Here is a 23475-nt window from a genome sequence, read left to right as displayed (position 1 = left end):
CGGTCGGCGTGAACAGTGAGTCCCCATGGACCATCTGGACCACCGAATCCTTTCGGCGCTGCGTGTGTACGGCGGTGATCCGCGCGTCGCCGGCCCCGCGCGGGCCCTGTCCTGGGCCGGTGAGCACGGTGCCCTGTGGCTGGCGGCGGGCCTCGCGGGAGCCGCCGCCGACGGAGCGCGGCGCGGCGCCTGGTTGCGCGGGACCGCGCTCACCGCGGGGGCGCACCTCGTGAGCATGGGGGTGAAGAGGGTGGTGCGCCGCCCGCGCCCCGCGCACGTCGCCCCCCTCGTACGCACCGCGGGCCGCCACTCCTTCCCCAGCTCCCACGCGGCCTCCGCAGCGGCCGCCGCGGTCGCCTTCGGCATGCTGACAACGCGCGGCAGCACAGCGACACCCTTGGCCGCCACGGCAGCCGCGCCCGCCCGCCACGCAGCCGACACCGCCGCCCGCCAGGCAGCTCGCACCACCCCCACAGCCACCCTCCCCACCCTCACAGCCGCCCGCGTCGTCCTCCCGCCCCTCGCTGCCGCCGTGTGTCTCTCCCGTCTGGTCGTCGGCGTCCATTACCCCTCCGATGTGGTGGCGGGCGCCGCCCTGGGAGTTCTCACGGCGTGTGCGGGCGCGCGGTGGATGAAGGGCGGCGCGCATGACTGAGGCCACGCCCCTGGCCGGCACCGCGCCCGGCGCCGCGCCCGGCACCAGAGAACCCGCGCTCCTGGAACAGCGCACGCCCTCGCGCGCCACCGGCGCCACGACCCCCGGCCGCGGCCTCCTGCGCGGCCTCCTCCGGACCGCCCGCCCCAAGCAGTGGGTCAAGAACGTCCTGGTGGTGGCCGCCCCCGCCGCCGCGGGACAGCTCTTCACCACCCACGCCCTCACCCGACTCGCCCTCGTCTTCGTGCTCTTCACCGCCTGCGCCGCCGCCGTCTACCTGATCAACGACGCCCGCGACGCGGAGGCCGACCGCGCCCACCCCACCAAACGGCACCGCCCGGTCGCCGCCGGCCAGGTCCCCGTACCGGTCGCCTACGCCGTCGGCGGCGCCCTCGCCGTCCTCGCCCCGGCCGCCGCCGCCTGGCTGAGCGATCCCCTGGTCGCCGCCCTGCTCGCCGCCTACCTGGGCATGCAACTGGCGTACTGCGTCAGCCTCAAGCACGTCCTGGTCGTCGACCTGGTGGTGGTGACCACGGGCTTCCTGATGCGGGCCATGGTGGGCGGGCTCGCGCTCGGCATCCCGCTCTCGCGCTGGTTCCTGATCACGACCGGCTTCGGCGCGCTGTTCATGGTGTCGGCCAAGCGCTACTCCGAAGCCGTGCAGATGGCCGGACAGGCGGGCGCCACGCGCGCGTTGCTCACCGAGTACACCACCGGCTACCTGCGCTTCGTGTGGCAGCTCGCGGCCGGGGTCGCCGTCCTCGGGTACTGCCTGTGGGCGCTGGAGGAGGGCGGGGTCCCGCACACCAGCGTGCTGCCCTGGCGGCAGCTGTCCATGGTCGCGTTCATCCTCGCGATCCTCCGGTACGCCGTCTTCGCCGACCGCGGCACGGCGGGCGAACCCGAGGACGTCGTGCTGCGCGACCGCGCCCTCGCCCTGATCGCCCTCGTCTGGCTCGCCATGTACGGCCTGGCGGTGGCCAATTGGTGAGGACGCGCGTGCGGGCGGACCGCCGGGAACTGCTGGGCTTCGCCGCCGCGGGCCTGCTCGCCTACGCCGTCGACACGGGCCTGTTCGTCGCCCTGCGCGGACCGGCCGGCCTCGACCCGCTCACCGCCAAGGCGCTGTCCTTCGTGGCCGGCTGCACGGTGGCCTACGCGGGCAACGCGCTCGGCACCTACCGGCACACCCGCCCCAGGGGCCTGCGCCCGTACGCCGCCTTCTTCGCGGTGAACGTCGCCGGGGCCGCCGTACAGCTGCTCTGCCTCGCCGTCAGCCACTACGGCCTGGGGTTCACCTCCCCACGCGCGGACGTCGTGTCCGGCGCCGGAGTGGGCATGGCGCTGGCGACTGTCCTGCGGTTCTGGGGAACCCGTACATGGGTCTTTCACAACGAGGGGAGAGTCGGATCATGGACTGGCTGAAAAAGCTCCCCGTCATCGGGCCGCTCATGGCCCGGTTGATGACCACGCACGCGTGGCGGTCGTACGAGCGCATGGACCGGGTGAAGTGGACGCGGCTGGCCGCGGCGATGACCTTCACCAGCTTCGTCGCGCTGTTCCCCATGCTCGCCGTGGCCGCCGCGATCGCCGCCGCCACGCTCAGCAGCGACCAGCAGAACACGCTCGAGGACAAGATCGCCGAGCAGGTGCCCGGCATCTCCGACCAGCTGAACGTCGACGGCCTGGTGGACAACGCCGGCACCATCGGCCTCATCGCCGGCGCCCTGCTGCTGTTCACCGGCATCAGCTGGGTCGGCTCCATGCGCGAGTGCCTGCGCGCGGTGTGGGAGCTGGACGACGAGGAGGACAACCCCGTCCTGCACAAGGCGAAGGACGCGGGCATCCTGCTGGGTCTCGGCGGCGCCGTGCTGGTCACGATCGCCGCCTCCGCCGTGGCGTCCGCGCTGGTCGGCCGGCTGATCAAGGAGCTGGGGATCGCCGAGGGCGGCTTCGGCAGCGTCCTGCTGCACGTCGTCGCCTTCGCGGTCGCCGTCCTCGCCGACTTCCTGGTCCTGCTCTACGTCCTCACGCTGCTGCCCGGGGTCGAGCCGCCGCGCCGCCGCCTGATGGTGGCCGCGCTGATCGGCGCGATCGGCTTCGAACTGCTGAAGCTGCTGCTCAGCGGCTATATGCAGGGCGTGGCCTCGAAGAGCATGTACGGCGCCTTCGGGGTGCCGGTCGCCCTGCTGCTGTGGATCAACTTCACCTCGAAGCTCGTGGTGTTCTGCGCGGCGTGGACGGCGACCGGCACCAAGGCCGAAGAGGTCACCGACGTCGGCGTACCAGATCCGGCAGCGGCCACCGGCGGTTGACCAGGAACGCGCCCGCCGCGAGCAGCACCAGCAGCCCACCGGCCACCCCGAGCGCGATCCCGACGCCGGTCGAACCGCCCTCGGCCGCGGCGCCCACCACCGGCTTCGCGACCGGCTCGCCGTCCCCGGAGCCACCGGCCTCCCCGGAGCCGGCGCCGGAGTCGTCGGCGCCCGGCTGGGCGCTCGCCTCGACGGCGCTCCTCGGCGGCACCAGCTCGCCCACCGGCTGGACCCTGCCGGCCGCCTTGAAGCCCCAGTCGAAGAGCTGCGCGGTCTCCTTGTAGACCTCGTTGTGCTCGTCCTTCTCCGGGTTCATGACGGTGACCAGCAGCACCTTGCCGTCACGCTCGGCGACCCCGGTGAAGGTGGCGCCCGCGTTGGTGGTGTTGCCGTCCTTCACGCCCGCGATGCCCTGGTAGACGGAGATGCCGGCGTCCCCGCTGAGCAGCCGGTTGGTGTTCTGGATCTCGAAGGACTCGCGGACCTTCTTGCCCTTCTTGGTCTTCTTCGTCTCGCCCGGGAACTTCGCGGAGACCGTGGAGCAGTACTCCCGGAAGTCCTCCTTCTGCAGCCCGGAGCGGGCGATCAGGGTCAGGTCGTAGGCGGAGGAGACCTGCCCGGGGGCGTCGTAGCCGTCGGGGGAGACCGCGTGGGTGTCGAGCGCCTGGAGCTCCTCGGCGTGCGCGTTCATCTCCGCCACGGTCTTGTCGATGCCGCCGTTCATCTTCGACAGCACATGCACGGCGTCGTTGCCGGAGCGCAGGAAGACACCCAGCCACAGATCGTGCACGGTGTAGCTCTCGCCCTCCTTTATCCCGACCAGGCTGGAGCCGGACCCCACGTCCATCAGGTCGGAGGGGACCACCTTGTGCTCGGTGGAGGAGGGGAACTTCGGCAGCAGGGTGTCCGCGAACAGCATCTTCAGCGTGCTCGCGGGGGCGAGCCGCCAGTGCGCGTTGTGCGCGGCGAGCACCTCGCCGGACTCGGCGTCGGCGACGATCCACGAGCGCGCGGACAGCTTCTTGGGCAGTACGGGCACCCCGCTCGCCAGCTCGACCTGGGTCCCCGGCCGCCCGAGCCGCTCGCCGCCCACCGTCGACATGGTCGCCGGGGGAGTCGCGGACGGAGTCGGCGAGGGACTCGGGGCCGCGTACGAGACGGGCACGCTCAGCGCGAGGGAGGCGACGACGGCGGAAGTGACCAGCAGCGATCGCCTGGTGGTCTTCTGGGGTGCGGGCACGGACGAGAACGTACAGGGCACCGCGGGTGATGTCCCGCCCCGACCCCCACCCCGGCCGGGGAACCGGACACGCGGCGGTGATACTGAACGTATGAAGCTCAGCCGCCCCGTCTCCTGGTTCCTGCTCGCCTTCGGGGTGTGGAGCTGGTTCATCTGGATCACTTTCGTCAAGAACCTCGTCAAGGACGGCAGCGGGCTCGCGTTCGACGACGCGGGCGACCCGACGGGCTACTTCTGGGTGCACCTGCTGCTCGCGGTCGTCTCCTTCGTATTGGGGACGGTTGTCGGGGCCATCGGGTTGCGCGGGGTGCGCGCATTGCGCCGGACGTCATAGGCAGAGGGATACGACTTCGTGGTCATCGTCTTCGTGGTGCTCGTCCTGGCGGTCATGGTGACCGCCAACTGGTACGTGTGGCGCCGCCTGTTCCGCGACACCTCCAGCGGCCCCGGCTGGGTCCGCCGCGCGGGCGCCGCGCTGATCGCCGGCGGCTGGCTGCTGGCGTTCGCCGCCCTGGTGGCCGAGCGCACCGGCGCGCCCTTCTGGCTGCAGCAGGTGCTGGCGTGGCCGGGCTTCCTGTGGCTGGCGCTCTCGATGTACCTGCTGCTGGCCCTGCTGGCGGGCGAGGCCCTACGACCGCTGCTGCGCCGCCTGCTGGAGCGCCGCGAGCCCGCCGAGGCGCCCGTGCGGCAGGCCGAGCCGGTGCCGGTGGGCGCGCCCTCCCCGCCCGAGCCCGAGGGCCCGCTGCTGGTCGCCGCCCCCTCCCGCCGCCTGTTCGTCTCCCGTGTCATCGGCGGCGCCGCCGCGGCGGCGGCCGTGGGGACCGTCGGGATCGGCACGTACGGCGTGCTGAACGGGCCGAGCGTGAAGCGGGTCACCGTCCCGCTCGCCAAGCTCCCGCGCGCGGCGCACGGTTACCGCATCGCCGTCGTCAGCGACGTCCACCTGGGCCCGGTCCTCGGCAGGGGCTTCGCGCAACGGGTCGTCGACACCATCAACTCCACCCGGCCGGACCTCGTCGCCGTCGTCGGTGACCTCGTCGACGGCAGCGTGCGGGACCTCGCCCCGGCCGTGGCCCCGCTCCGCGGCCTCGACGCCCCCGCCTACTTCGTCACCGGCAACCACGAGTACTTCTCGGGCGCCGAGCAGTGGGTCGAGGAGGTGCGGCGCCTCGGTCTGCTCCCGCTGGAGAACGCCCGGACCGAACTGCCCTGGTTCGATCTCGCCGGAGTCAACGACATCGCGGGCGAGGAGGAGGGCCAGGGCCCGGACTTCGCCAAGGCGCTCGGCGACCGCGACCCGGCACGCGCGTGCGTGCTCCTCGCCCACCAGCCCGTCCAGATCCACGACGCCGTCGAGCACGGCGTCGACCTCCAGCTCTCCGGCCACACCCACGGCGGCCAGCTCTGGCCCGGCAACCTCGTCGCGGCCGGCGCCAACCCGACCCTGGCGGGCCTGGAGCGGTACGGCGACACTCAGCTCTACGTCAGCCGCGGCGCCGGAGCGTGGGGCCCGCCCACGCGGGTCGGGGCCGAGTCGGACATCACGGTCATCCAACTGGCCTCCAGGCAGGCCTGATCCGGGGTGTACCGACGGCACCCCGCCCCCTCACGTCGGCAGGGTCACCATCACCGTCAGCCCCTCGTCCGGCGCCGTGTCCACGACTACTTCGCCCCCGTGCGCCTTCACCACCCCCTGCACGATCGCCATGCCCAGGCCGCTGCCCGCGCCTCCTCCGGCCCGGAAGAAGCGGTCGAAGATGCGGGCCGCGTCCTCCTGGGCCAGCCCCGGGCCCCGGTCCGCCACGCGCACCCGCACGACACCGTCCGCCCGCTCCACCGCGAGGTGGACCGGGGCGTCGACGGGCGTGTGCGTGCGGACGTTCCCGGTCAGGTTGCCCAGTACCTGCCGCAGCCCCGACTCGTCGGCCCGGACCAGGAGGGCGCCCTCCGCCGACACCGTCACCGGGCGGTCCGGCTGCTGGACGCGCAGGTCCTCCGCCGCGTCCCGGACCAGCCGGCTGATGTCCACGTTGCGGAAGCGGAGTTCGGGCTGCTGGTCCAGGCGGGCCAGGCACAGCAGCTCGTCCACCAGGCGGCCCATCCGGTCGGCCTCCGCCAGCACCCGCTCCCAGGCCCGCTTGCGCTGGTCGGGGTCGTTGAGCATGCCCTTGTCGTAGAGCTGCAGATAGCCGCGTATCGCCGCCAGCGGGGTGCGCAGTTCGTGCGAGGCGTCCGCCACGAAGCGGCGGAGCTGGGCCGCGCTGCGCTCCCGGGTGCGGTAGGCCAACTCCACCTGGTGGAGCATGGAGTTGAGGGCCAGCCGCAGCTGCTCCACCTCCAGGGTGGCTTCCCGGCTGGAGGGCACTCTGCGGGTCAGGTCGCCCTCCGCGATGGCCGAGGAGGTCTCCACCATGTCCTCCAGTGGACGCATCCTGCGGCTGACGCTGAACAGGGTCAGACAGGCCAGCAGGGCCAGCAGCAGGGTGCCGAAGGCGAGGTCCAGCTTGAGCGCCTTGGCCATGCCCTCGTGCAGGGCGTCGGTGGAGATCGCGATCAGGACCACCGGACCGTCGGAGAGACGGGCGGCGACCACCCGGTACGGGGTGCCCTCCACCTCGATGTCCCGGGGTTCCGCCGCGGCGGCCAGGACCGTGGGATCACCGACCTCGGCGGCCACCGAACGCTGCCGTGCCGTCGGTTCCAGCGGGCCCAGGGAGACGGGCCGGCCCGCGCGGTCGACGGCCACGAAGACCGACCCGGTCGAGCTGGGCAGGGATTCGGCGCCGCTGCCCGCGAACTGGTCCATGGCGATGCCCAGTTCACCGAGCGACTCGATCTGGCGCATGCTGAACCCGGCGTTCTGCAGGGTGGTGCGGGTCGCCAGCAGCTCGGAGTCGATCTTGTCGAGGAGGTAGTGGCGGGCGGCCATCAGGCTGATCGCGGTCGCCGCGACGATGCCCAGGGCCAGCAGGGCCACGTTCGCCAGGGTCAGCTTGGCGCGCAGCGAGTGGATGCCGCGATGCCCCCGGCCCAGGCACCGGAACCTCATGCCAGCCCGTAGCCGACGCCCCGGCGGGTGGTGATGACGGGCGGTCCGAGGGTGTCGAGCTTGCGGCGCAGATAGCTGATGTAGGTCTCCACGACGGTCGACTCGGGCGGGGTGTGCTCGTACTGCCAGACGTGCCGCAGCAGTTGCTCCTTGGGCACGATCCGGCCGCCGTTGCGGACCAGGAAGCGCAGCAGGGCGTACTCGGTGGGGGTGAGCTCGACGGTGCGGCCCGCGCGGTGCACGGAGTACGTCGACTCGTCCAGCTCCAGATCGCCGTAGCGCAGCGGCGGGCGCTGGGGGAGGACGTCGGCGGCGCGGGTGCGGCGCAGGACGGCGGTGACGCGGGCGATCACCACGTCGATGTCGAAGGGCTTGGTGATGTAGTCGTCGCCGAAGCCCAGGGCGCCGACGATCTCGGCGGGCGAGTCGCGGGCGGTGAGGAAGACCAGCGCCAGCTCCGGCTGGCCGGCGCGCAGCTGACGGCCGAGGGCGCGGCCGTCGCCGTCCGGCAGCATCACGTCCAGCAGCGCCACATCGGGCCGGGTGCGCCCGGCGAGCGCCAGGGCCTCGCGGACGGTGCCCGCGGTCATCACCTCGAACCGGTGGTAGCGCAGGGCGATGGCGAGGACGTCCGCGATGCTCTCCTCGTCCTCCACGACCAGCACGGTGCCCACAGCCGTAGTCATGTGCCCAGTATCGGCGCGACCACTGACAACCGGACCGGTTCCCGGTTTGGAGTTCCTTGAGAGTCGGGCCCCTCGCCTGTCCGCGCGCGAGCGGCGGCCCCGATGGTGGTGTGCAGGACCTGGGGGACCGACCGACGACCGATGAAGGAGCGTTGAGCGTGGCGACATTGGCACGGTGGTGCTATCGGCACCGGCTGGTGGTCCTGTTGCTGTGGGTGGGGGCACTGTTCGGCCTGGGCTTCGGCGGTTCCGCCGCGGGCACGGACTACGCGAACGTCTTCTCCCTGCCGGACACGGACTCCAAGCGCGCGTACGACCTGATGGAGAAGGCCTTCCCGGAGCGCGCCGGAGACACCGACACGGTGGTGTGGAAGGTGGACGAGGGTTCCGTGCGGGACGCGGCCGTGGAGAGCCGCGTACAGCCCGCGCTGGAGGAGATCGCGGGGATGGACGGGGTCGGTGAGGTCACCGATCCGCAGGTGAGCGAGGACGGGCGGATCGCGTACGCCCAGATCACCTTCAAGGAGCAGGCCAACGGCATCCCGAAGGAGGTGATCGAGGACATCGTCGACACCGCGCAGGCCGCCGAGCAGGCGGGACTCCAGGTGGAGCTGGGCGGACAGGCGATCGCGCGTACGCAGGAGCCGCCGGCCGGCACCGCCGAGGCGGTCGGCATCCTCGCCGCGGCGATCGTGCTGTTCCTCGCCTTCGGCTCGCTGTTCGCGATGCTGCTGCCGATCGTGGTGGCGATCGCGGGCGTGGGCACCGGCATGCTCTCCACGATGCTGCTCAGCCATGTCACGGACGTGCCCGAGGTCGCCCCGCTGCTCGGCTCGCTGATCGGCCTCGGCGTCGGCATCGACTACGCGCTGTTCATCGTGACCCGGCACCGGCGCGGCATCCTGCGCGGGATGAAGCCGGAGGAGGCCGCGGTGACGGCCCTGAACACCTCCGGGCGCGCGGTGCTGTTCGCGGGCGGCACGGTGTGCATCGCGCTCGCCGGCATGCTGGTGATGAACATGCGGTTCCTGGACGGCGTGGTCATCGCGACCTCGCTGACGGTGGTGCTCAGCGTGCTCGCCGCGATCACCCTGCTGCCCGCGCTGCTGGGCCTGCTCGGCCCGCGGGTGCTCAGCCGCAGGCAGCGCCGCCGGCTGGCCGCGACGGGACCGGAGCCGGACGAGGCGAGCGGGCTCGCGGCGCGCTGGTCGGTGTACGTCCAGAAGCGGCCGCGGTCGATCGCCGCGGGCGCCCTCGTCGTCATGGCGGTGCTGGCGCTGCCGGTGCTGTCGATCCGGCTCGGCGCCACCGACCAGGGCAACCACCAGGAGTCCACGACCACCCGGCAGGCCTACGACCTGCTCGCCGAGGGCTTCGGACCCGGTGTCAACGGCCCGCTCCAGGTCGTCGTGGACGGCCCCGCCCCCGACTCGCTGGTCACCGCCATCGAGTCCACCGAGGGAGTGGCCCAGGTGGCCGCCGTGCCGCCCGCCAACGGCGTCTCGGTGATCAATGTGGTGCCGACGACCTCGCCGCAGTCGGAGCAGACCGACCAGCTGATCGACCGGCTGCGCGACGACGTGATCGCCCAGGCGGGCGTCGAGGCCCATGTGGGCGGTGTGACGGCCGTGTTCAAGGACTTCGCGTCGGTGACCTCGGACCGGCTGCCCTACTTCATCGCGGCGATCATCGCGCTGGGCTTCCTGCTGCTGCTGGTGGCGTTCCGCTCGCTGGTCGTGCCGCTGACGGCCGCGCTGATGAACCTGATCGCGGCCGCCGCGTCCTTCGGGGTGCTGGTGGCGATCTTCCAGTGGGGCTGGGGCACCGAGCTGATCGGCGTCGGCAAGGAGGGCCCGATCACCTCGTTCCTGCCGGTCATCATGCTCTCGCTGCTCTTCGGCCTCTCCATGGACTACCAGGTCTTCCTGGTCAGCCGGATGCACGAGGAATGGGTGCACACCAAGGACAACGCGCGCGCCGTGCGGGTGGGCCTGGCGGAGACCAGCCGGGTCATCAACTGCGCGGCCCTGATCATGATCTGCGTGTTCTCCGCGTTCGTCCTCAGCGGTGACATGGAGGGCGCGATGGCGGGCGTCGGTCTCGCGGCGGCGGTGGCGCTGGACGCGTTCATCCTGCGTACGGCGCTGGTGCCGGCCGCGATGTTCCTGCTCGGCAAGTCCAACTGGTGGCTGCCGGCCGGTCTGGAGAAGCGGCTGCCGCATCTGGCGGTCGAGCCGAAGGAGGAGGCGCTGGAGCAGCGGCCGGCGGTCGAGGGCGGTGCCTCGGTGGTGCACGGCTTCATCCGTACCGCGGACGGCGACCCGGTGCCGGGAGCGGCCGTCACCCTGCTGTCCAAGGGCGGCCGCCAACTGGACCGGGTGACCTCCCTGGCGGACGGCTCGTACATCGTCTCGGTCCCGGCGCCGGGCACCTATCTGCTGGCGGCGACGGCCTCGGCGCACGGCTCGCGCGCGGGGCACGTGGTGGTGGACGGTGAGCCGCTGGTCTACGACGTGGAGCTCGCCGAGGGCGAGGTCGACGCGGTCAACTGAGCGGAGGCGGCTTCCTGCCGGGGCTCGGCAGCACCGGCGTCATCCCCGGCAGGAAGTCCGTGCACCGACCGGTGCGGATCAGGACGACTGTGCCGCCTGGTACAGGTTCTGCGCGTCGGCGCCGAAGTAGGGGCCGTACATCCGGTTCGGGAGGAAGTTGTACTTGAAGCTGTTCACCGAGGACAGCAGTCCGGTGCCGGTGGACTCGTCGAACTGGGTGAACCAGGGGCCGCCGCTGGAGCCGCCGGTCATGTTGCAGGTCATGCCGTGGTCGTTGGAGAGCAGGAAGTCCCGGCTGGTGCTGCCGGAGCAGTAGATGAACTTCTCCCCGTCGTAGGGGCTCGCGGCCGGGAAGCCGAAGGCGTACATGCGCAGGTTGTAGCCGGTGTTGAAGGCGAGGCCCTGTCCGCCGACGACGTCCGTCAGCGACCGCCCGTTCAGCGGGGCGACGACGGCGGCGCCGATGTCGTAGTTGATGTCCTCGCTCGCCGTCCACTGCGGGGTGGCGAGGGTCCTGGTGGCGGTCCAGCGGCCGTGCGGGGACTGGCCGTCGTGGTAGCCGGGCACGAAGACCCAGTTGGTGTGCCAGGCGCCGCCCATCCGCACGCAGTGGCCCGCGGTGATGACGGTGCTCTTGTTGGCGCTGGTGACGGCGTTGCCGGAACAGGACGCCGTACGGCCCTGGTAGGTGAAGAAGACCCGGCCCGCCGTGGAGACCACGGCCCCGCCGCCGGTCCAGGCGCCGCCGCCGTGCGGGAAGGCCTGGATGCCGGTGCCGGTGCCGGTGTCGGTGGCCGGGACGGTGGCCGGGACGGTGGTCCGTGCGCCCTTGGCCGGCGCCGTGCCGCGGTGGCCGCTCACCGGGAGCAGGTCCAGCGGCTCGGCCGCCCGCATCCGCGCCGGGGTCCAGAACGCGGCGGCTCTCTCCTGCGCGGCTTGGGTGACCGGACGGACGCCGGTGTCGGACCGGGGCCCGGCGCTCGCCGGTACGGCCAGCGCTCCGGCGGCGGTGAGCAGGGCGGTGACGCCGACGAGGAGGGAGCGGGTTATCCGAGGTATGCCTCGCACGCGTACTCCTTTGTGAGGGGTGCGGAGTGGATCGAAGCTGTCAGGAGCGTCCCACCTGAGCGCCATTTTGGAAGGGTGCATGCCAAGTCGATGGTCGAAAACCGGCCGCCTCGGCAGGCGCGGGTCGCCTCAGGGCTGCCGGCCGAGCGCCGGGCGCTTGGTGTAGTCGGTGAGGCCGAGGACGTTCCCCCAGGGGTCGGCGACCTCGACGGTCCATCCGGTGGCCCCCGGGAAGGGCTCGTCCAGCGGCGCGATCCCGGCGTCGGCGAGCCGGCGGGCGGCCGCGCGGGCGTCCGGCACCTCCAGCCACAGACGGGGCGCGTGCCAGGGCGGCGGGCGGTGGTTCAGCCCCTCCTCCTGCCGCAGCAGGATGCCGGGGGTCTCGCCGCCCACCTTCAGCAGCGCGATCCCCGCCTCGTCGAACCGGAACGCCGCCGTGAACCCGGCGCGTTCGTAGAACCCGACGGCCTCACCGAGGTCACCGACGGGCAGCAGCACGTTGTCGAACCCGAGCAGTTCGTAGGACTCGTCATCTGACACACAGTCAGAGTAGGCGGATGATCGGCCGGATCCCGGGATTGTCAGTGGCGGCTCGTACGGTTGGCGCATGGGACAGGCCACGGTGAGGAAGGCCCCGGAAAGCCCGAAGGCCCCGCTCCCGATGTGCGGGAGCAGGGCCCTGGGTCAACGCGGCGGAGCTCAGAAGCGGCGCGTGATCAGCGCCTTCTTGACCTCGGCGATCGCCTTGGTGACCTCGATGCCACGCGGACAGGCGTCCGTGCAGTTGAAGGTCGTGCGGCAACGCCACACGCCGTCCTTGTCGTTGAGGATCTCCAGGCGCTGCTCGCCGGCCTCGTCACGCGAGTCGAAGATGAAGCGGTGCGCGTTGACGATGGCCGCCGGGCCGAAGTACTGGCCGTCGTTCCAGAAGACCGGGCAGGACGACGTGCACGCGGCGCACAGGATGCACTTGGTGGTGTCGTCGAACCGCTCGCGGTCCTCGGCGCTCTGCAGCCGCTCACGCGTCGGCTCGTTGGTGTCCTTCGTGATGAGGAAGGGCATCACGTCGCGGTACGCCTGGAAGAACGGCTCCATGTCGACCACGAGGTCCTTCAGGACCGTGAGGCCCTTGATGGGCTCGACCGTGATCGGCTTCTCGGGGTTGATGTCCTTGATCAGCGTCTTGCAGGCGAGACGGTTCTTGCCGTTGATCCGCATGGCGTCGGAACCGCAGATGCCGTGCGCGCAGGAGCGGCGGAAGGTCAGCGTGCCGTCGACCTCCCACTTGATCTTGTGCAGACCGTCGAGGACGCGCTCCTTGGGGTCGATCTCCAGCTGGAAGTCTTCCCAGGTCGCCTCGGCCGAGACCTCCGGGTTGAACCGGCGGACGCGGAAGGTGACGGTGATGTAGGGAGAGGCGGCGGAGTCCGCCTCCACCTTGTCCAGAACGGGGGTTGCCATCAGTACTTACGCTCCATCGGCTGGTAGCGGGTCTGGACGACCGGCTTGTAGTCGAGACGTACGGACTCCGTGCCGTCGTCGCCCACCTCGCGGTACGCCATGGTGTGGCGCATGAAGTTGACGTCGTCGCGGTTGGGGTAGTCCTCGCGGTAGTGACCGCCGCGGGACTCCTTGCGGGCGAGCGCGGAGACGGCCATGACCTCGGCGAGGTCGAGCAGGTTGCCCAGCTCGATGGCCTCCAGCAGGTCGGTGTTGAACCGCTTGCCCTTGTCCTGGATCGACACGTTCCGGTAGCGCTCGCGCAGCTCGGCGATCTTCTCGACCGCCGTCTTGATCGTCTGCTCGGTGCGGAACACCATGACGTTGGCGTCCATGGTCTCCTGGAGCTCCTTGCGCAGCGTCGCCACCCGCTCGGTGCCGGTGGACGTGCGCAGGCTCTCCACCTGGGCCAGCACCAGCTCCGCCGGGTTCTCCGGCAGCTCGACGAAGTCGGCCTTCTGGGAGTACTCGGCGGCGGCGATGCCCGCGCGCTTGCCGAAGACGTTGATGTCCAGCAGCGAGTTGGTGCCCAGCCGGTTGGCGCCGTGCACCGACACACAGGCGACCTCGCCGGCCGCGTACAGGCCCGGGACCACGGTCGTGTTGTCGGCGAGCACCTCACCCTCGACGTTCGTCGGGATGCCGCCCATCGCGTAGTGCGCGGTCGGCTGGATCGGGATCGGGTCCGTGTAGGGCTCGATGCCGAGGTAGGTCCGCGCGAACTCGGTGATGTCCGGGAGCTTGGCGTCCAGCTGCTCCGGCGGGAGGTGGGTGAGGTCCAGGTAGACGTGGTCGCCCTCGGGACCGCAGCCGCGGCCCTCGCGGATCTCCGTGTAGATGGAGCGCGAGACGACGTCCCGGGAGGCGAGGTCCTTCATGACCGGCGCGTACTTCTCCATGAAGCGCTCGCCGTCCTTGTTGCGCAGGATGCCGCCCTCACCGCGGGCGCCCTCCGTCAGCAGGATGCCCATGCGCCAGATGCCGGTCGGGTGGAACTGGAAGAACTCCATGTCCTCCAGCGGCAGCCCGCGGCGGTAGACGGCGGCCTGGCCGTCACCGGTCAGGGTGTGCGCGTTCGACGTCACCTTGAAGAACTTGCCGCAGCCGCCGGAGGCGTAGATGACGGCCTTCGCCTGGAAGACGTGGATCTCACCGGTGGCCAGCTCGTACGCCACCACACCGGCGGAGCGCTTGACGCCGTCCACCTCGGTGATCAGCTGGTCCAGGACGTAGAACTCGTTGAAGAACTCCACGCCCTGCTTGACGCAGTTCTGGTACAGCGTCTGGAGGATCATGTGGCCGGTGCGGTCCGCGGCGTAGCAGGACCGGCGGACCGGGGCCTCGCCGTGGTTGCGGCTGTGACCGCCGAAGCGGCGCTGGTCGATGGTGCCGTTCGGGGTGCGGTTGAACGGCAGGCCCATCTTCTCCAGGTCGAGGACCGAGTCGATGGCCTCCTTCGCCAGGATCTCGGCGGCGTCCTGGTCGACCAGGTAGTCACCGCCCTTGACCGTGTCGAAGGTGTGCCACTCCCAGTTGTCCTCCTCCACGTTGGCCAGCGCGGCGGCCATGCCGCCCTGCGCGGCGCCCGTGTGGGAGCGGGTGGGGTAGAGCTTGGTGAGCACGGCGGTGCGGCTGCGCTTGGTGGACTCGATGGCCGCGCGCATGCCCGCGCCACCGGCGCCGACGATGACGGTGTCGTACTTGTGGATCTTCATGATTCTCGCAGCCCCGTGCCTAGCGGATGTTCGGGTCGAAGGTGAAGATCACCAGCGTGCCCAGCAGGATGGTGAACACCGTGGCGGTGTAGAGCAGGCCCTTCAGCCACAGCCGGGTGTTCGCGCGCTCCGCGTAGTCGTTGATGACCGTGCGCAGGCCGTTGGCGCCGTGCAGCGTCGCGAGCCAGAGCATCAGCAGATCCCAGACCTGCCAGAACGGGGATGCCCAGCGGCCCGCCACGAAGGCGAAGCCGATCTTGGAGACGCCGCCGTCGAGCACCAGCTGGATCAGCAGGTGGCCGATGACCAGGACGACCAGGACGATGCCGGACAGGCGCATGAAGAGCCAGGCGGCCATCTCGAAGTTGCCCCGGGTCGACTTCGGGGTGTTCCTGGTGCGCTTGCGCGGGGCCTCGATGTAGGGGGCCGGGTTGTCGACGTTGTACACGGAAGCGCCCTCGACGGGGCCGATTCCGGACGCGGTCTTCTCAGTCGTGGACATGGGCGTCAGCTCCCGAAGAGTTCACGAGCGGCGTGGCCGAGGAGGGGGTAGATCGCCCCCAGCATCAGCACCAGCCACAGACCGACGGCGGCCCAGAGCATCTGCTTCTGGTAGCGCGGGCCCTTGGACCAGAAGTCGACGGCGATGATGCGCAGACCGTTGAGCGCGTGGAAGAGGACGGCGGCGGACAGCCCGTACTCCATCAGCGCGATGATCGGCGTCTTGTACGTCGCGACGACCTCGTCGTAGGTCTCGGGGGAGACACGCACGAGAGAGGTGTCCAGCACGTGAACGAACAGGAAGAAGAAGATGAGGACGCCGGTGACTCGGTGAGCCACCCAGGACCACATTCCTTCCCGGCCGCGGTACAGCGTTCCAGCCGGCACGGAAGTCCCTCCGGGAGCGGGGATTGGGGCCGCGCCGGCTTGTGCTGTCGGTCGGGCCCGGCCGGGTACGGTCCTCCGGCCCCCAGCATCGTAGCGACGCGCTGTCGGGATGCTTACGCCGGGCCTGTCGGTGTGATCAAAGTGGCACGCATATGGGTGAGCGGGTTCACCGCCCCGCGCCCCTGAGCAGGCCCCGCAACCGGCCCCTGGCCAGGCGGCGGAGTTCCTCCCAGGCCACCACCCGCTCCTCCTCCGGATCGTTTGTCAATCGTGACCGGATGGCCGTCAGGACGTGGTCCAGGCACTCGTTCGGCGGCACCTCGTCCAGGCAAATGACGAACACATGGCCGAATTTCGCCTCGTAGGCGGCATTCGCGGCATCCAGTGCCGTGTGGGCGGCCGAGTACGCGTCCTCCGGCAGCGCCGGCAGCGTCTCGCCGGCCAGCGCCTCCGTCAGGTCCGCCGGGGTCAGGTCGTACGCCGCTTCGTCCGACGCGGCCAGCAGGGCTTCCGGGGTCGGATAGGGCCGGTGGGCCGTGATGCGGTGGGCCCAGCGGGGGCTGCGCAGGCAGGCCAGGAGGGTGTGCCGGAGCTCGTCGGCGGGTGCCGTGTTGAAGCGCTCCAGCGTGGTGCCGCGCTGCGGGTGGGGTATGGCCACTCGGCCAGGGAGGTGTGTGGGCGTCACGTGTGTTTCGGCAGGGGATGCTGTGAGAGATGTGTCGCCACGTTATCGACCGGGGGTAGGAGTCGTCCGACCGAGGACCGAATTTCAGCCGAACGGGAGAGTTTCGGAACGTGTGGTGGACGCGTACCGCGCTCGCCGGTCGTAGGTTGGCCGGGTGAGCCAGCACAGGCGCCGGGCGCCGGAGAAGAAGGTCGGACAGCGAGCCCTCCTGGTCGGGGCCCTGGTCGCCGCGTTCGGCGTGGGCCTCGGAGTGTGGGCCTCCGGCGACGGCGGCGGCTCCGCCGGGCCCACGGGGGCCGCGGTGCGGCAGCCGTCCGGCGAGGCCACGTCCCGGTCGGCCGGGGCGTCCCGGTCCGCCGCCGCGCCGGTGCCGAGCCCCAGCCTGTCGTACGCGCTGTCCCGTGCCCCCCGGACCATTCCGGCGGTCCGCTCGCACGCGCCGGCGCGCGGGCCGGGGTGGCGGCCCGAGCGGGGCGGGCGGGTGGTCGTCGGGGACGCCGACCTGGCGGACGAGGGGCGGCTGGTCGCCGAGGAGCTGGGGCTGACCTACGCGGGCGAGAAGGACGACGTGCGGGCCGGTGACGTACGGCTGTCGCTCAACGACGACGAGGGCGCCGATCCGGAGTCGTACGCGCTGACCGTGCGCGGCGGGCGGGTGAACATCAGCGGGCCCGCCGACGCGGGCGTGTTCTACGGCACCCGGACGCTGAAGCAGGCGGTGCACGGCGGCGGGACGGCGCCCGAGGGGGTCGTACGGGACGAACCGGCGAAGAAGGTGCGCGGGTTCATGCTGGACATCGCGCGCAAGAACTTCACCGCCGAGTGGATCGAGGACCGGGTCCGGGAGCTGGGGGACCTGAAGTTCAACCAGCTGGGGCTGCACTTCTCCGACGACCAGGCGTTCCGGATCGAGTCCTCCTCGCACCCCGAGATCGTCTCCGATCCGCATCTGACCAAGGCCCAGGTCCGGCGGATCGTCCGGATCGCGGCGGAGCGGCACATCACCGTCGTGCCCGAGATCGACTCCCCGGGGCACCTGGGGGCGGTGCTCGCGGCCCACCCCGATCTCCAGCTGCGCAACGCCTCGGGCGCGGCCACGCGCGGGGCGATCGACATCTCCCAGGACGAGTCCGCCGAGATCGTCGACGACCTGCTGAACGAGTACGCCGAGCTGTTCCCGGGCGGCCCCTGGCACCTCGGCGGTGACGAGTACCGGGCGCTGACCGTCGCCGACCCCGAGGCGTCCTACCCGCAGCTCGCGACCGCGGCGCGGGAGGCCTACGGCTCCGGGGCGACCGTCGAGGACCTGACCACCGGCTGGCTCAACGACCGCGCCGACACGGTCCGCGTCCACGACAAGAACCCCCGGGCCTGGAACGACGGCTTCTTCCGCGGCACCTCCGTCAAGGCCGACGAGGACATCGTGGTCGCCTACTGGACCGGCAAGGAGATCGGCGCCCGGCCCCCGGCGGAGTACCTGGCGGAGGGGCGGCAGGTCATCAACTACAACGACGAGTTCCTGTACTACGTCCTCGGGGAGCCGCAGACCTTCGTCTATCCGACCGGGCAGCGCATCTACGAGCAGTGGACGCCGCGCGTGCTGCGCGGCACCCAGGCGGTGGCGGCGCGGTACGACGACCAGATCCTCGGCGGGTCCTTCGCCGTCTGGTGCGACCTCGCGAACTCCCAGACCCAGGACCAGGTGGCGGCCGGCATCCGGATGCCGCTGCGGGCGACCGTCGAGAAGCTCTGGAACCCACGCACGCCCCGGCAGTCCTGGGCGGACTTCAAGGCGCTGGGCGACCGCCTGGGCTGAGGCCCCGATGCCCGCCCAGGAGCCGGATCGTCCGATCCGGCTGCGAACGGGCGTACGGCTGTGGTGTATTCGGCCCGAGTCGAAGCAACAAAGCCTGGGGGAACAGAAATGGGCTATTGGGGGTATTTCGTCGTGGGGCGTGCCGAGCGGCCGCTCGCGGAGCTGGCGGCGCTGGCCGGCGCGCCGGGGCTGACCCTGCGCCAGGAGGCGCCGGGCGGCTGGCAGGTCTGGGAGTACCCGGGCGGTGAGGGCGACGTCGGGAACATGCACGAGCTGGCGCATCAGACCGGGGAGCCCGCGCTGTTCGGGTACGTCATGGACAGTGACTGCGCGGTGGTGGAGGCGGCGGGCCCGGAGAGCGGGGCGTGGACGGCCTGCCTCGGGCGGGCGGCGATGGCCCAGCGGCTCGGCGCGGGCGAGGGGCTCGTCCTGGAGGACTACTTCCTGGAGCCCCGGGGCGCCGCCGAGCGGGCCGTCGCCTGGGCGGCGGAGGCCGGGCACACCGTGGCGGCCGAACCGCTGCTCGACGTGTTCGGCGCCGACCCCGATCCGTTGGCCGAAAACCTCTTCTTCCGGATGCTCGACCGGCTCGGAGTGGTGCCCCTGTGACACTCCTGGGGCGTCGCACGCAGTAAGGGGAAGTGCGGGCTCCGTGAGGAAGGTGCCCCGGTGGAGCCCCACAAAGGCCCGCAAGAGGGAGGCGTGGATGAGCCTGGTGGAGTTGATCGCTCAGGCCGACGAACGCGGACTGGCCGCCAGCGGGTTGGCTTGTTTGGATCGGTGCGTCCCCCTGCTGGGCGGTGACGACGATCTGCTGCGGCCCCTGTGGACGAGCCTCGCGGACCCCGCCGGCGACGACTGGAACGACCGCCTCGCCCAGGTGCGCGGCACGCTCGGCGGCGGGGCGGACGAGCCGGCGGAGGCCGCGGACGAGGCCGTACGGCTGGCCCGCCGGATGCTGGAGGCGGCCCCGGCCCGCCACGCGGCCGCCGAGGTGCGGGTGTGGGCGGACGCCTGCTCGGTGGCCTCGCTCCAGATCCACCGGATGCTCGACCTGGTCGCCGACGAGGCGTCCTCGGTCGACGCCCGCCGCCAAGGCCGTACGCACGGCATGTCGCCGCTCGTCGCCGCCGAACTGCGGCGCCAGATCACCGTCCTGGAGCTGCTCGCCGGGCACGGCGCGGGCGGGCTGCGGCCGGCGCTGGAGGTGTCCACCGAGGGGCGGCGGGTGCTGCGCGCGGTGGTGTCACGGCGGGCACGGGGCCGCGTCTGAGGGGCCCGCGTCCTGGACCGTCAGCGCACGGGAGCGGCCGGGTGGCATCTCTGTGGGGTGACGAAACCCCGCGCCGCCGCGCTCTTGTCGGTGTGACGACGACAGAGCAGCAGACCAGGCCCTCCGCTGCGGCGAAGCCGGTGCGGTGGGCGGCGGACGTGGTTTCGACGATGCGTGAAGGGGCGCGGCTGCGTCTCGACTACTCGGCGCAGAGCCTGTGGCGGCTGGACCGGGTGATCGACGATCTGCGCCGGGAGGGCACCCCGCCGGCGGCCGTGGAGTGCGTGCTGCGCGGATTCGGGGCGTACGCCGGTGAGGTGATCGTCCGTCAGTGCGGCGCCGAGTGGTGGTCGTCCGGCGGCGACCACTGGATACGTACGCCCGACGGCAGGCTGTGGGACCCCTTGGAGGAGGCGCGCCGGTGTTTCACCGGGGACGGGTCGCTGCGGCTGCTGTGCCGGGACGCGGTGCGCGGGGGTTGTACCGCGGAACGCGTGTGATGTGTCACTCAGGTCCGAGCACGGCCGCGCCCAGGCACCCGCCGTCGCGGCCGACAAGACGGAGGGCGCGTTCACCGTCCGGGCCGTCGCCCAGGGCAAGTCGGCGGTCTTCACCGGGCAGGTCAAGAAGCTGGCCTACCGCGTGACCGCCGTTCAGGGCGACGGGCAGCGCACCGGCCCCGAGGAGGCCTTCGGCGACAAGCTCCAGGCCCTCGTCGAGGTGGACGGCGCGCCCAAGGCCGGGGTGACCGTGCGGTTCGACGTCGAGTACACCGCATCCAAGAGCGGTCCGCGCTTCTCGCCGGACCACTACGTGGTCGGAGTCCAGGCGAAGACCGACGCGGAGGGCATCGCCACCACGCCGGTGCTGTACGCCGGTACCGACCCGGGCACTTACACCATCGTCGCCCGCCCTCGGCCGAGCCGAGCGGATCGGCCTCGTCCGCGCCGGGCGCGTCGTCCGACGGGGGTACGGACACCTCCGGCACCGGTGGTGCGCAGGGTGACGGCTCCGACGGCACCGGCGGCGGCCTGGCCCTGACCGGCGCCGGCGGCATCGGCCTGCTGCTGGGCACGGCCGTCGTCCTCGCCGGCCTGGGCGTCCTCGCCCTGCGGCTGCGCACCCGCCTGCAGAACCGGGGCTGACGGAACGACGAAAGCGGCCGGGGCCCACGCAGTGGTGTGGGCCCCGGCCGCTTCGCCGTGCCGCCGTTACGGCGCCAGCACCTGCCCGAGCCGGCCGTCGGTCGGCGTGCCCAGGGTGGTCTTGCTGTAGATCAGCGAGTCGCCGTAGCCGAGGCCCGTGCTGTTGCTCGGGATGTGCAGCAGGACGCCGTCCGTGCCGTCCTCGCCGTCCGCGCCCACGGTGAGGTCGGCGCGGCCGTAGCCGGACAGGTCGGTCAGCGTCACCGACGTACCGAACAGGTCGCCCGCCTCCGCGGCGCCGGGGACGCCCGCGGTGTCCTGCGAGATCGCCGCCGAGCCCGAGCCGGTCAGGCCCGTAGAGCTGCCCTTGACGAGGACCACGGAGCCCGCGTTGGCGTGGCTGACGCCGCTGCGGGTGAGGTCCTCGCCGCGGGCGCCGGCCAGGGCGTCGGCGTAGCCGTCGGCGTTGAAGTCGCCGGCCGAGACCGAGATGCCGAAGGAGTCGCCGGACTCGTTGCCGCCCGGGACGCCCGAGGTGTCCTGATGGATGACCTTCATGCCGGTGGTGGTGAAGCCGGTCGAGGTGCCGAACAGCATGGTGATCTGGCCGCCCGAGACGGCGCCCGACTCCGCAGCGACCGGCTGGCCGATGACGATGTCGTCGTAGCCGTTGCCGTTGAAGTCACCGGCGGCTATGGAGCGGCCGCCCTTGACCGAGAGGACCCCGGCCTTGGTCAGGCCGGTCGCCGAGCCCGCGAAGCGGACGACCCGGCCGATGCCGCCGGTGTCGCGGTAGTTGAGGGCGACGTCCGCGTAGCCGTCCCGGTTGAAGTCGCCGGTCGTGGCGTCGAGGTGGGCCACGGCGCCGGTGGCGGAGGTGAGCGTGCCGTACGTGGTGCCGGCGCCGGTCAGCCGGACGTGGTAGTTGCCGCCCTTGCCGGTGCCGGCCGAGAAGACGTCGGCCTTGCCGTCGCCGTTGAAGTCGCCGACGGTGACGGCCGAACCGAGCTTGGCGCCGGCCGCGGTGACCCCGGTCGTGGTGTACGAGAAACCGGTGCCGAGGGCGGGGCCGTACATGACGGTGACCGAGCCGCGGTCGGTGTTGCCGCTGGTGTCGTCCTCGCCCGGCGCGCCGATCGCGAGGTCGGCGTGGCCGTCGCCGTTGACGTCGCCCCAGGCGGTCGCGGCACCGAAGGAGTCACCGGACTCGGAGGTGCCGGGGACCCCGGGGCTGTTCTGGGTGAAGCCGGTCCGGGACGCGGTGACGGGGCCGTCGACGCCGCCCGGGACCACGGTGACGCGGTTGGCCTTCGGGGTGCCGGCGACCAGGTCGCTGACGCCGTCGCGGTTGTAGTCGGTGGTGGCCAGGGCGTGCGAGACGCCCGGCGCCTTGGCCAGCGAGGCGATCTGCCCGAGCTTCGGGTACAGGTTGAGGCCGGGGCAGGCCGTGGCGTTGGTGTCCTTGTGCCCGAAGACGCGCGGCAGCGTGATCTGCGTGCCCTCGGCGACCCTGTTGCCGCTGTAGTTGAGCGGCGCCCGCGAGGTCAGCGTGACCTTGCCGGCCGGGTCGATGCCGTACATCCCGAACTTCCAGGCGACGACCCGGGCGATGGCGTCCAGGGCGGCCTTGGTCGGCTTGGCCGACTCGAAGTTGCCGAGGTAGGAGATGCCGAGCGTGCCGGTGTTGAACCCGGCGTCGTGCGCGCCGGTCACCGGCAGGTCCATGCCGCCGCTGCGGCCCTCGAAGATCTGGCCGCACTTGTCGACGACGAAGTTGTAGCCGATGTCGAAGTAGTCCTGCCCGAAGTGCGCCTGCTGGATGGTGCGCATCCGGGCCCGGGACTCGGCGCAGGACAGCGTGTTGTCGCTGTCGACGCCGGTGTGGTGGACGACGGCGGCCTTGATGTCGGTGCCGTAGCTCGGCGTGCCGTTGTACTCCGTCGACGCGCCCCACTCGGCCTGCGTGATGATCGGGGGCTTCACCACCGTGGAGGGACGGGGCGCCGGGACCGTGGGCGTCGGGGTCGGCGTCGGCGTCGGGGAAGTCGACGAACTGGGCGTCGCCGACGGGGAGGCCGAGGCGCTGGGCGTGACCGGCGCGGAGGCCGAGGCGCTGTCCGACGGTGTCACCGCGGGCGTGGCCGACTCCTCCACGGCGAAGGCCGCGGGCTCCATCCCGCCCTCCGGGTCCGTGCCCGGGTCCAGCAGCTTGACGTCCATGCCGGCCGGCTGCCCGCCGACCTCGGTGCCGGCGGAGTTCACCACCCGCACCTCGACGCCGTCGGACGCGCCGGTCCACACCGACTCCGTACCGCCCCGCAGCGCGGCCCGTTCGGCCTCGGCGCCGTCCGCCTGGCTCGGCTCCGGGGCCAGCTCGCGCCACGGCGACCACTCGCCGGTCTCGATGTCCCGGGTGCGCACCTCGGGCGTGCCCTTGGCCCTGGCCTCGGGGTCGTCCCAGGTCACCACCACCGCGCTGAACTGCTCGGTCTCCCGCTTGTCCAGGCCCTTGCGGCCCGAGCCCTCGTTCTCGAGCTTCAGCGTGTGCACGGAGGGCTCGCGCTCGCCCGCCTTGCCGTCGGACGACACGGGCTGGTCCGCCATCGCATACGTGACGACACCCGCTCCGCTCAGCACCACCGCCCCGACGGTCAGCCAGGCCCGCCGCCGGAGACCGATCGGCTTGTACGCATGGGTCCTACGAGGACTCAACTACCCCACCCCTAGAGATTGGACACGATCGCCACACCTGTAACAGGCGCGCTCTCCTGTCAGCGTTGAGTCCGGTTCAAACATCACCCGGGCAAAAGGTTGTACGACCTCATGACTTTTCTGTGTGTGCATGAGCACAGCCGTGACGCGTGATGCCGGTGTGCCGGAATCCGCTG

General features: G+C 71.7%; 23 protein-coding genes. 12 read left to right on the top strand and 11 right to left on the bottom strand.

Annotated features, from left to right (window positions below; genetic code table 11):
* Positions 1 to 25 precede the first annotated feature (25 nt).
* The 4 genes from ACWD1Z_RS02625 to ACWD1Z_RS02610 are packed head-to-tail and all read left to right on the top strand — an operon-like array spanning position 26 to position 2970.
* Entirely contained in the window at positions 26 to 655 is a 630-nt protein-coding gene (locus ACWD1Z_RS02625; protein ID WP_451114926.1) for a phosphatase PAP2 family protein, read from the top strand.
* Complete coding sequence (locus ACWD1Z_RS02620) at positions 648 to 1646, top strand: decaprenyl-phosphate phosphoribosyltransferase (protein ID WP_451114925.1); 999 nt, start codon at positions 648 to 650, stop codon at positions 1644 to 1646. The genes ACWD1Z_RS02625 and ACWD1Z_RS02620 overlap by 8 nt, the downstream gene beginning before the upstream one ends.
* Entirely contained in the window at positions 1643 to 2080 is a 438-nt protein-coding gene (locus tag ACWD1Z_RS02615; RefSeq protein WP_451114924.1) for a GtrA family protein, read from the top strand. Before ACWD1Z_RS02620 ends, ACWD1Z_RS02615 begins: the two co-directional genes overlap by 4 nt.
* Positions 2068 to 2970, top strand: coding sequence for a YihY/virulence factor BrkB family protein (locus ACWD1Z_RS02610; RefSeq protein WP_451114922.1), 903 nt, complete (start codon positions 2068 to 2070; stop codon positions 2968 to 2970). Before ACWD1Z_RS02615 ends, ACWD1Z_RS02610 begins: the two co-directional genes overlap by 13 nt.
* Here the strand turns inward: ACWD1Z_RS02610 and ACWD1Z_RS02605 are convergent.
* Entirely contained in the window at positions 2924 to 4210 is a 1287-nt protein-coding gene (locus tag ACWD1Z_RS02605; protein WP_451114921.1) for a D-alanyl-D-alanine carboxypeptidase family protein, read from the bottom strand. The two genes, ACWD1Z_RS02610 and ACWD1Z_RS02605, sit on opposite strands and share 47 nt — an antisense overlap.
* A 91-nt stretch (positions 4211 to 4301) precedes the next feature.
* On the opposite strand from ACWD1Z_RS02605, the gene ACWD1Z_RS02600 reads away from it, so the two are divergent.
* Positions 4302 to 4544: an SCO4848 family membrane protein gene (locus tag ACWD1Z_RS02600; protein ID WP_389415308.1), complete on the top strand. Its 243-nt coding sequence runs from the start codon at positions 4302 to 4304 to the stop codon at positions 4542 to 4544.
* Between the two features lie 18 nt (positions 4545 to 4562).
* Entirely contained in the window at positions 4563 to 5786 is a 1224-nt protein-coding gene (locus tag ACWD1Z_RS02595; protein ID WP_451114919.1) for a metallophosphoesterase, read from the top strand.
* A gap of 30 nt (positions 5787 to 5816) precedes the next feature.
* Here the strand turns inward: ACWD1Z_RS02595 and ACWD1Z_RS02590 are convergent, their stop codons facing one another.
* Positions 5817 to 7259 carry a sensor histidine kinase gene (locus ACWD1Z_RS02590; protein WP_451114917.1) on the bottom strand — a complete coding sequence of 481 codons (1443 nt, stop codon included), beginning with the start codon at positions 7257 to 7259 and terminating at the stop codon, positions 5817 to 5819.
* Entirely contained in the window at positions 7256 to 7945 is a 690-nt protein-coding gene (locus ACWD1Z_RS02585; protein ID WP_451114916.1) for a response regulator transcription factor, read from the bottom strand. The genes ACWD1Z_RS02590 and ACWD1Z_RS02585 overlap by 4 nt, the downstream gene beginning before the upstream one ends.
* Before the next feature lie 167 nt (positions 7946 to 8112).
* Between ACWD1Z_RS02585 and ACWD1Z_RS02580 the strand changes: the two genes are divergently transcribed.
* Complete coding sequence (locus tag ACWD1Z_RS02580) at positions 8113 to 10497, top strand: MMPL family transporter (protein ID WP_451115444.1); 2385 nt, start codon at positions 8113 to 8115, stop codon at positions 10495 to 10497.
* 78 nt (positions 10498 to 10575) lie between these two features.
* On the opposite strand, the gene ACWD1Z_RS02575 is transcribed toward ACWD1Z_RS02580, so the two are convergent.
* From ACWD1Z_RS02575 to ACWD1Z_RS02545, 7 genes are all read right to left on the bottom strand, one after another.
* Entirely contained in the window at positions 10576 to 11565 is a 990-nt protein-coding gene (locus ACWD1Z_RS02575; RefSeq protein WP_451114914.1) for a peptidase, read from the bottom strand.
* 129 nt (positions 11566 to 11694) lie between these two features.
* Positions 11695 to 12105 (bottom strand): VOC family protein, encoded by a 411-nt coding sequence (locus ACWD1Z_RS02570; protein WP_451114912.1) that lies wholly within the window; start codon positions 12103 to 12105, stop codon positions 11695 to 11697.
* Positions 12106 to 12264: 159 nt separating this feature from the next.
* Positions 12265 to 13026, bottom strand: a complete 762-nt coding sequence (locus ACWD1Z_RS02565; RefSeq protein ID WP_389415302.1) for a succinate dehydrogenase iron-sulfur subunit — start codon at positions 13024 to 13026, stop codon at positions 12265 to 12267.
* Complete coding sequence (gene sdhA, locus ACWD1Z_RS02560; RefSeq protein ID WP_451114910.1) at positions 13026 to 14780, bottom strand: succinate dehydrogenase flavoprotein subunit; 1755 nt, start codon at positions 14778 to 14780, stop codon at positions 13026 to 13028. The genes ACWD1Z_RS02565 and sdhA overlap by 1 nt, the downstream gene beginning before the upstream one ends.
* Before the next feature lie 19 nt (positions 14781 to 14799).
* Positions 14800 to 15282 (bottom strand): succinate dehydrogenase hydrophobic membrane anchor subunit, encoded by a 483-nt coding sequence (locus ACWD1Z_RS02555; protein ID WP_451114908.1) that lies wholly within the window; start codon positions 15280 to 15282, stop codon positions 14800 to 14802.
* Between the two features lie 5 nt (positions 15283 to 15287).
* On the bottom strand, positions 15288 to 15668 hold the full coding sequence (gene sdhC / locus ACWD1Z_RS02550) for a succinate dehydrogenase, cytochrome b556 subunit (protein WP_308293287.1): 381 nt from the start codon (positions 15666 to 15668) through the stop codon (positions 15288 to 15290).
* Positions 15669 to 15834: 166 nt separating this feature from the next.
* The gene (locus ACWD1Z_RS02545) at positions 15835 to 16353 is read right to left on the bottom strand and encodes a 2-oxo-4-hydroxy-4-carboxy-5-ureidoimidazoline decarboxylase (protein ID WP_451114906.1); all 519 of its coding nucleotides are present in this window, start codon (positions 16351 to 16353) and stop codon (positions 15835 to 15837) included.
* A gap of 154 nt (positions 16354 to 16507) precedes the next feature.
* Here ACWD1Z_RS02545 and ACWD1Z_RS02540 point away from each other — a divergent pair, with 154 nt between their 5' ends.
* From ACWD1Z_RS02540 to ACWD1Z_RS02520, 5 genes are all read left to right on the top strand, one after another.
* Positions 16508 to 18169 (top strand): beta-N-acetylhexosaminidase, encoded by a 1662-nt coding sequence (locus tag ACWD1Z_RS02540; protein WP_451114904.1) that lies wholly within the window; start codon positions 16508 to 16510, stop codon positions 18167 to 18169.
* A gap of 108 nt (positions 18170 to 18277) precedes the next feature.
* Positions 18278 to 18778 (top strand): hypothetical protein, encoded by a 501-nt coding sequence (locus ACWD1Z_RS02535; RefSeq protein ID WP_451114902.1) that lies wholly within the window; start codon positions 18278 to 18280, stop codon positions 18776 to 18778.
* Positions 18779 to 18875: 97 nt separating this feature from the next.
* Positions 18876 to 19442, top strand: coding sequence for a hypothetical protein (locus ACWD1Z_RS02530; protein WP_451114900.1), 567 nt, complete (start codon positions 18876 to 18878; stop codon positions 19440 to 19442).
* Between the two features lie 92 nt (positions 19443 to 19534).
* Entirely contained in the window at positions 19535 to 19942 is a 408-nt protein-coding gene (locus ACWD1Z_RS02525; RefSeq protein ID WP_451114898.1) for a hypothetical protein, read from the top strand.
* A 1-nt stretch (position 19943) separates the two neighbouring features.
* Positions 19944 to 20483 (top strand): hypothetical protein, encoded by a 540-nt coding sequence (locus ACWD1Z_RS02520; protein WP_451114897.1) that lies wholly within the window; start codon positions 19944 to 19946, stop codon positions 20481 to 20483.
* Between the two features lie 170 nt (positions 20484 to 20653).
* Here the strand turns inward: ACWD1Z_RS02520 and ACWD1Z_RS02515 are convergent, their stop codons facing one another.
* A complete protein-coding gene (locus tag ACWD1Z_RS02515; RefSeq protein ID WP_451114895.1) occupies positions 20654 to 23299 on the bottom strand; it encodes an FG-GAP-like repeat-containing protein in 2646 nt (881 codons plus the stop codon).
* Positions 23300 to 23475: the final 176 nt, after the last annotated feature.

This window comes from Streptomyces sp. NPDC002784 (genome assembly GCF_053592135.1).
The sequence above is the reverse complement of the archived record's forward strand: the minus strand, read 5'-3'. Positions and strand labels throughout refer to the sequence as shown.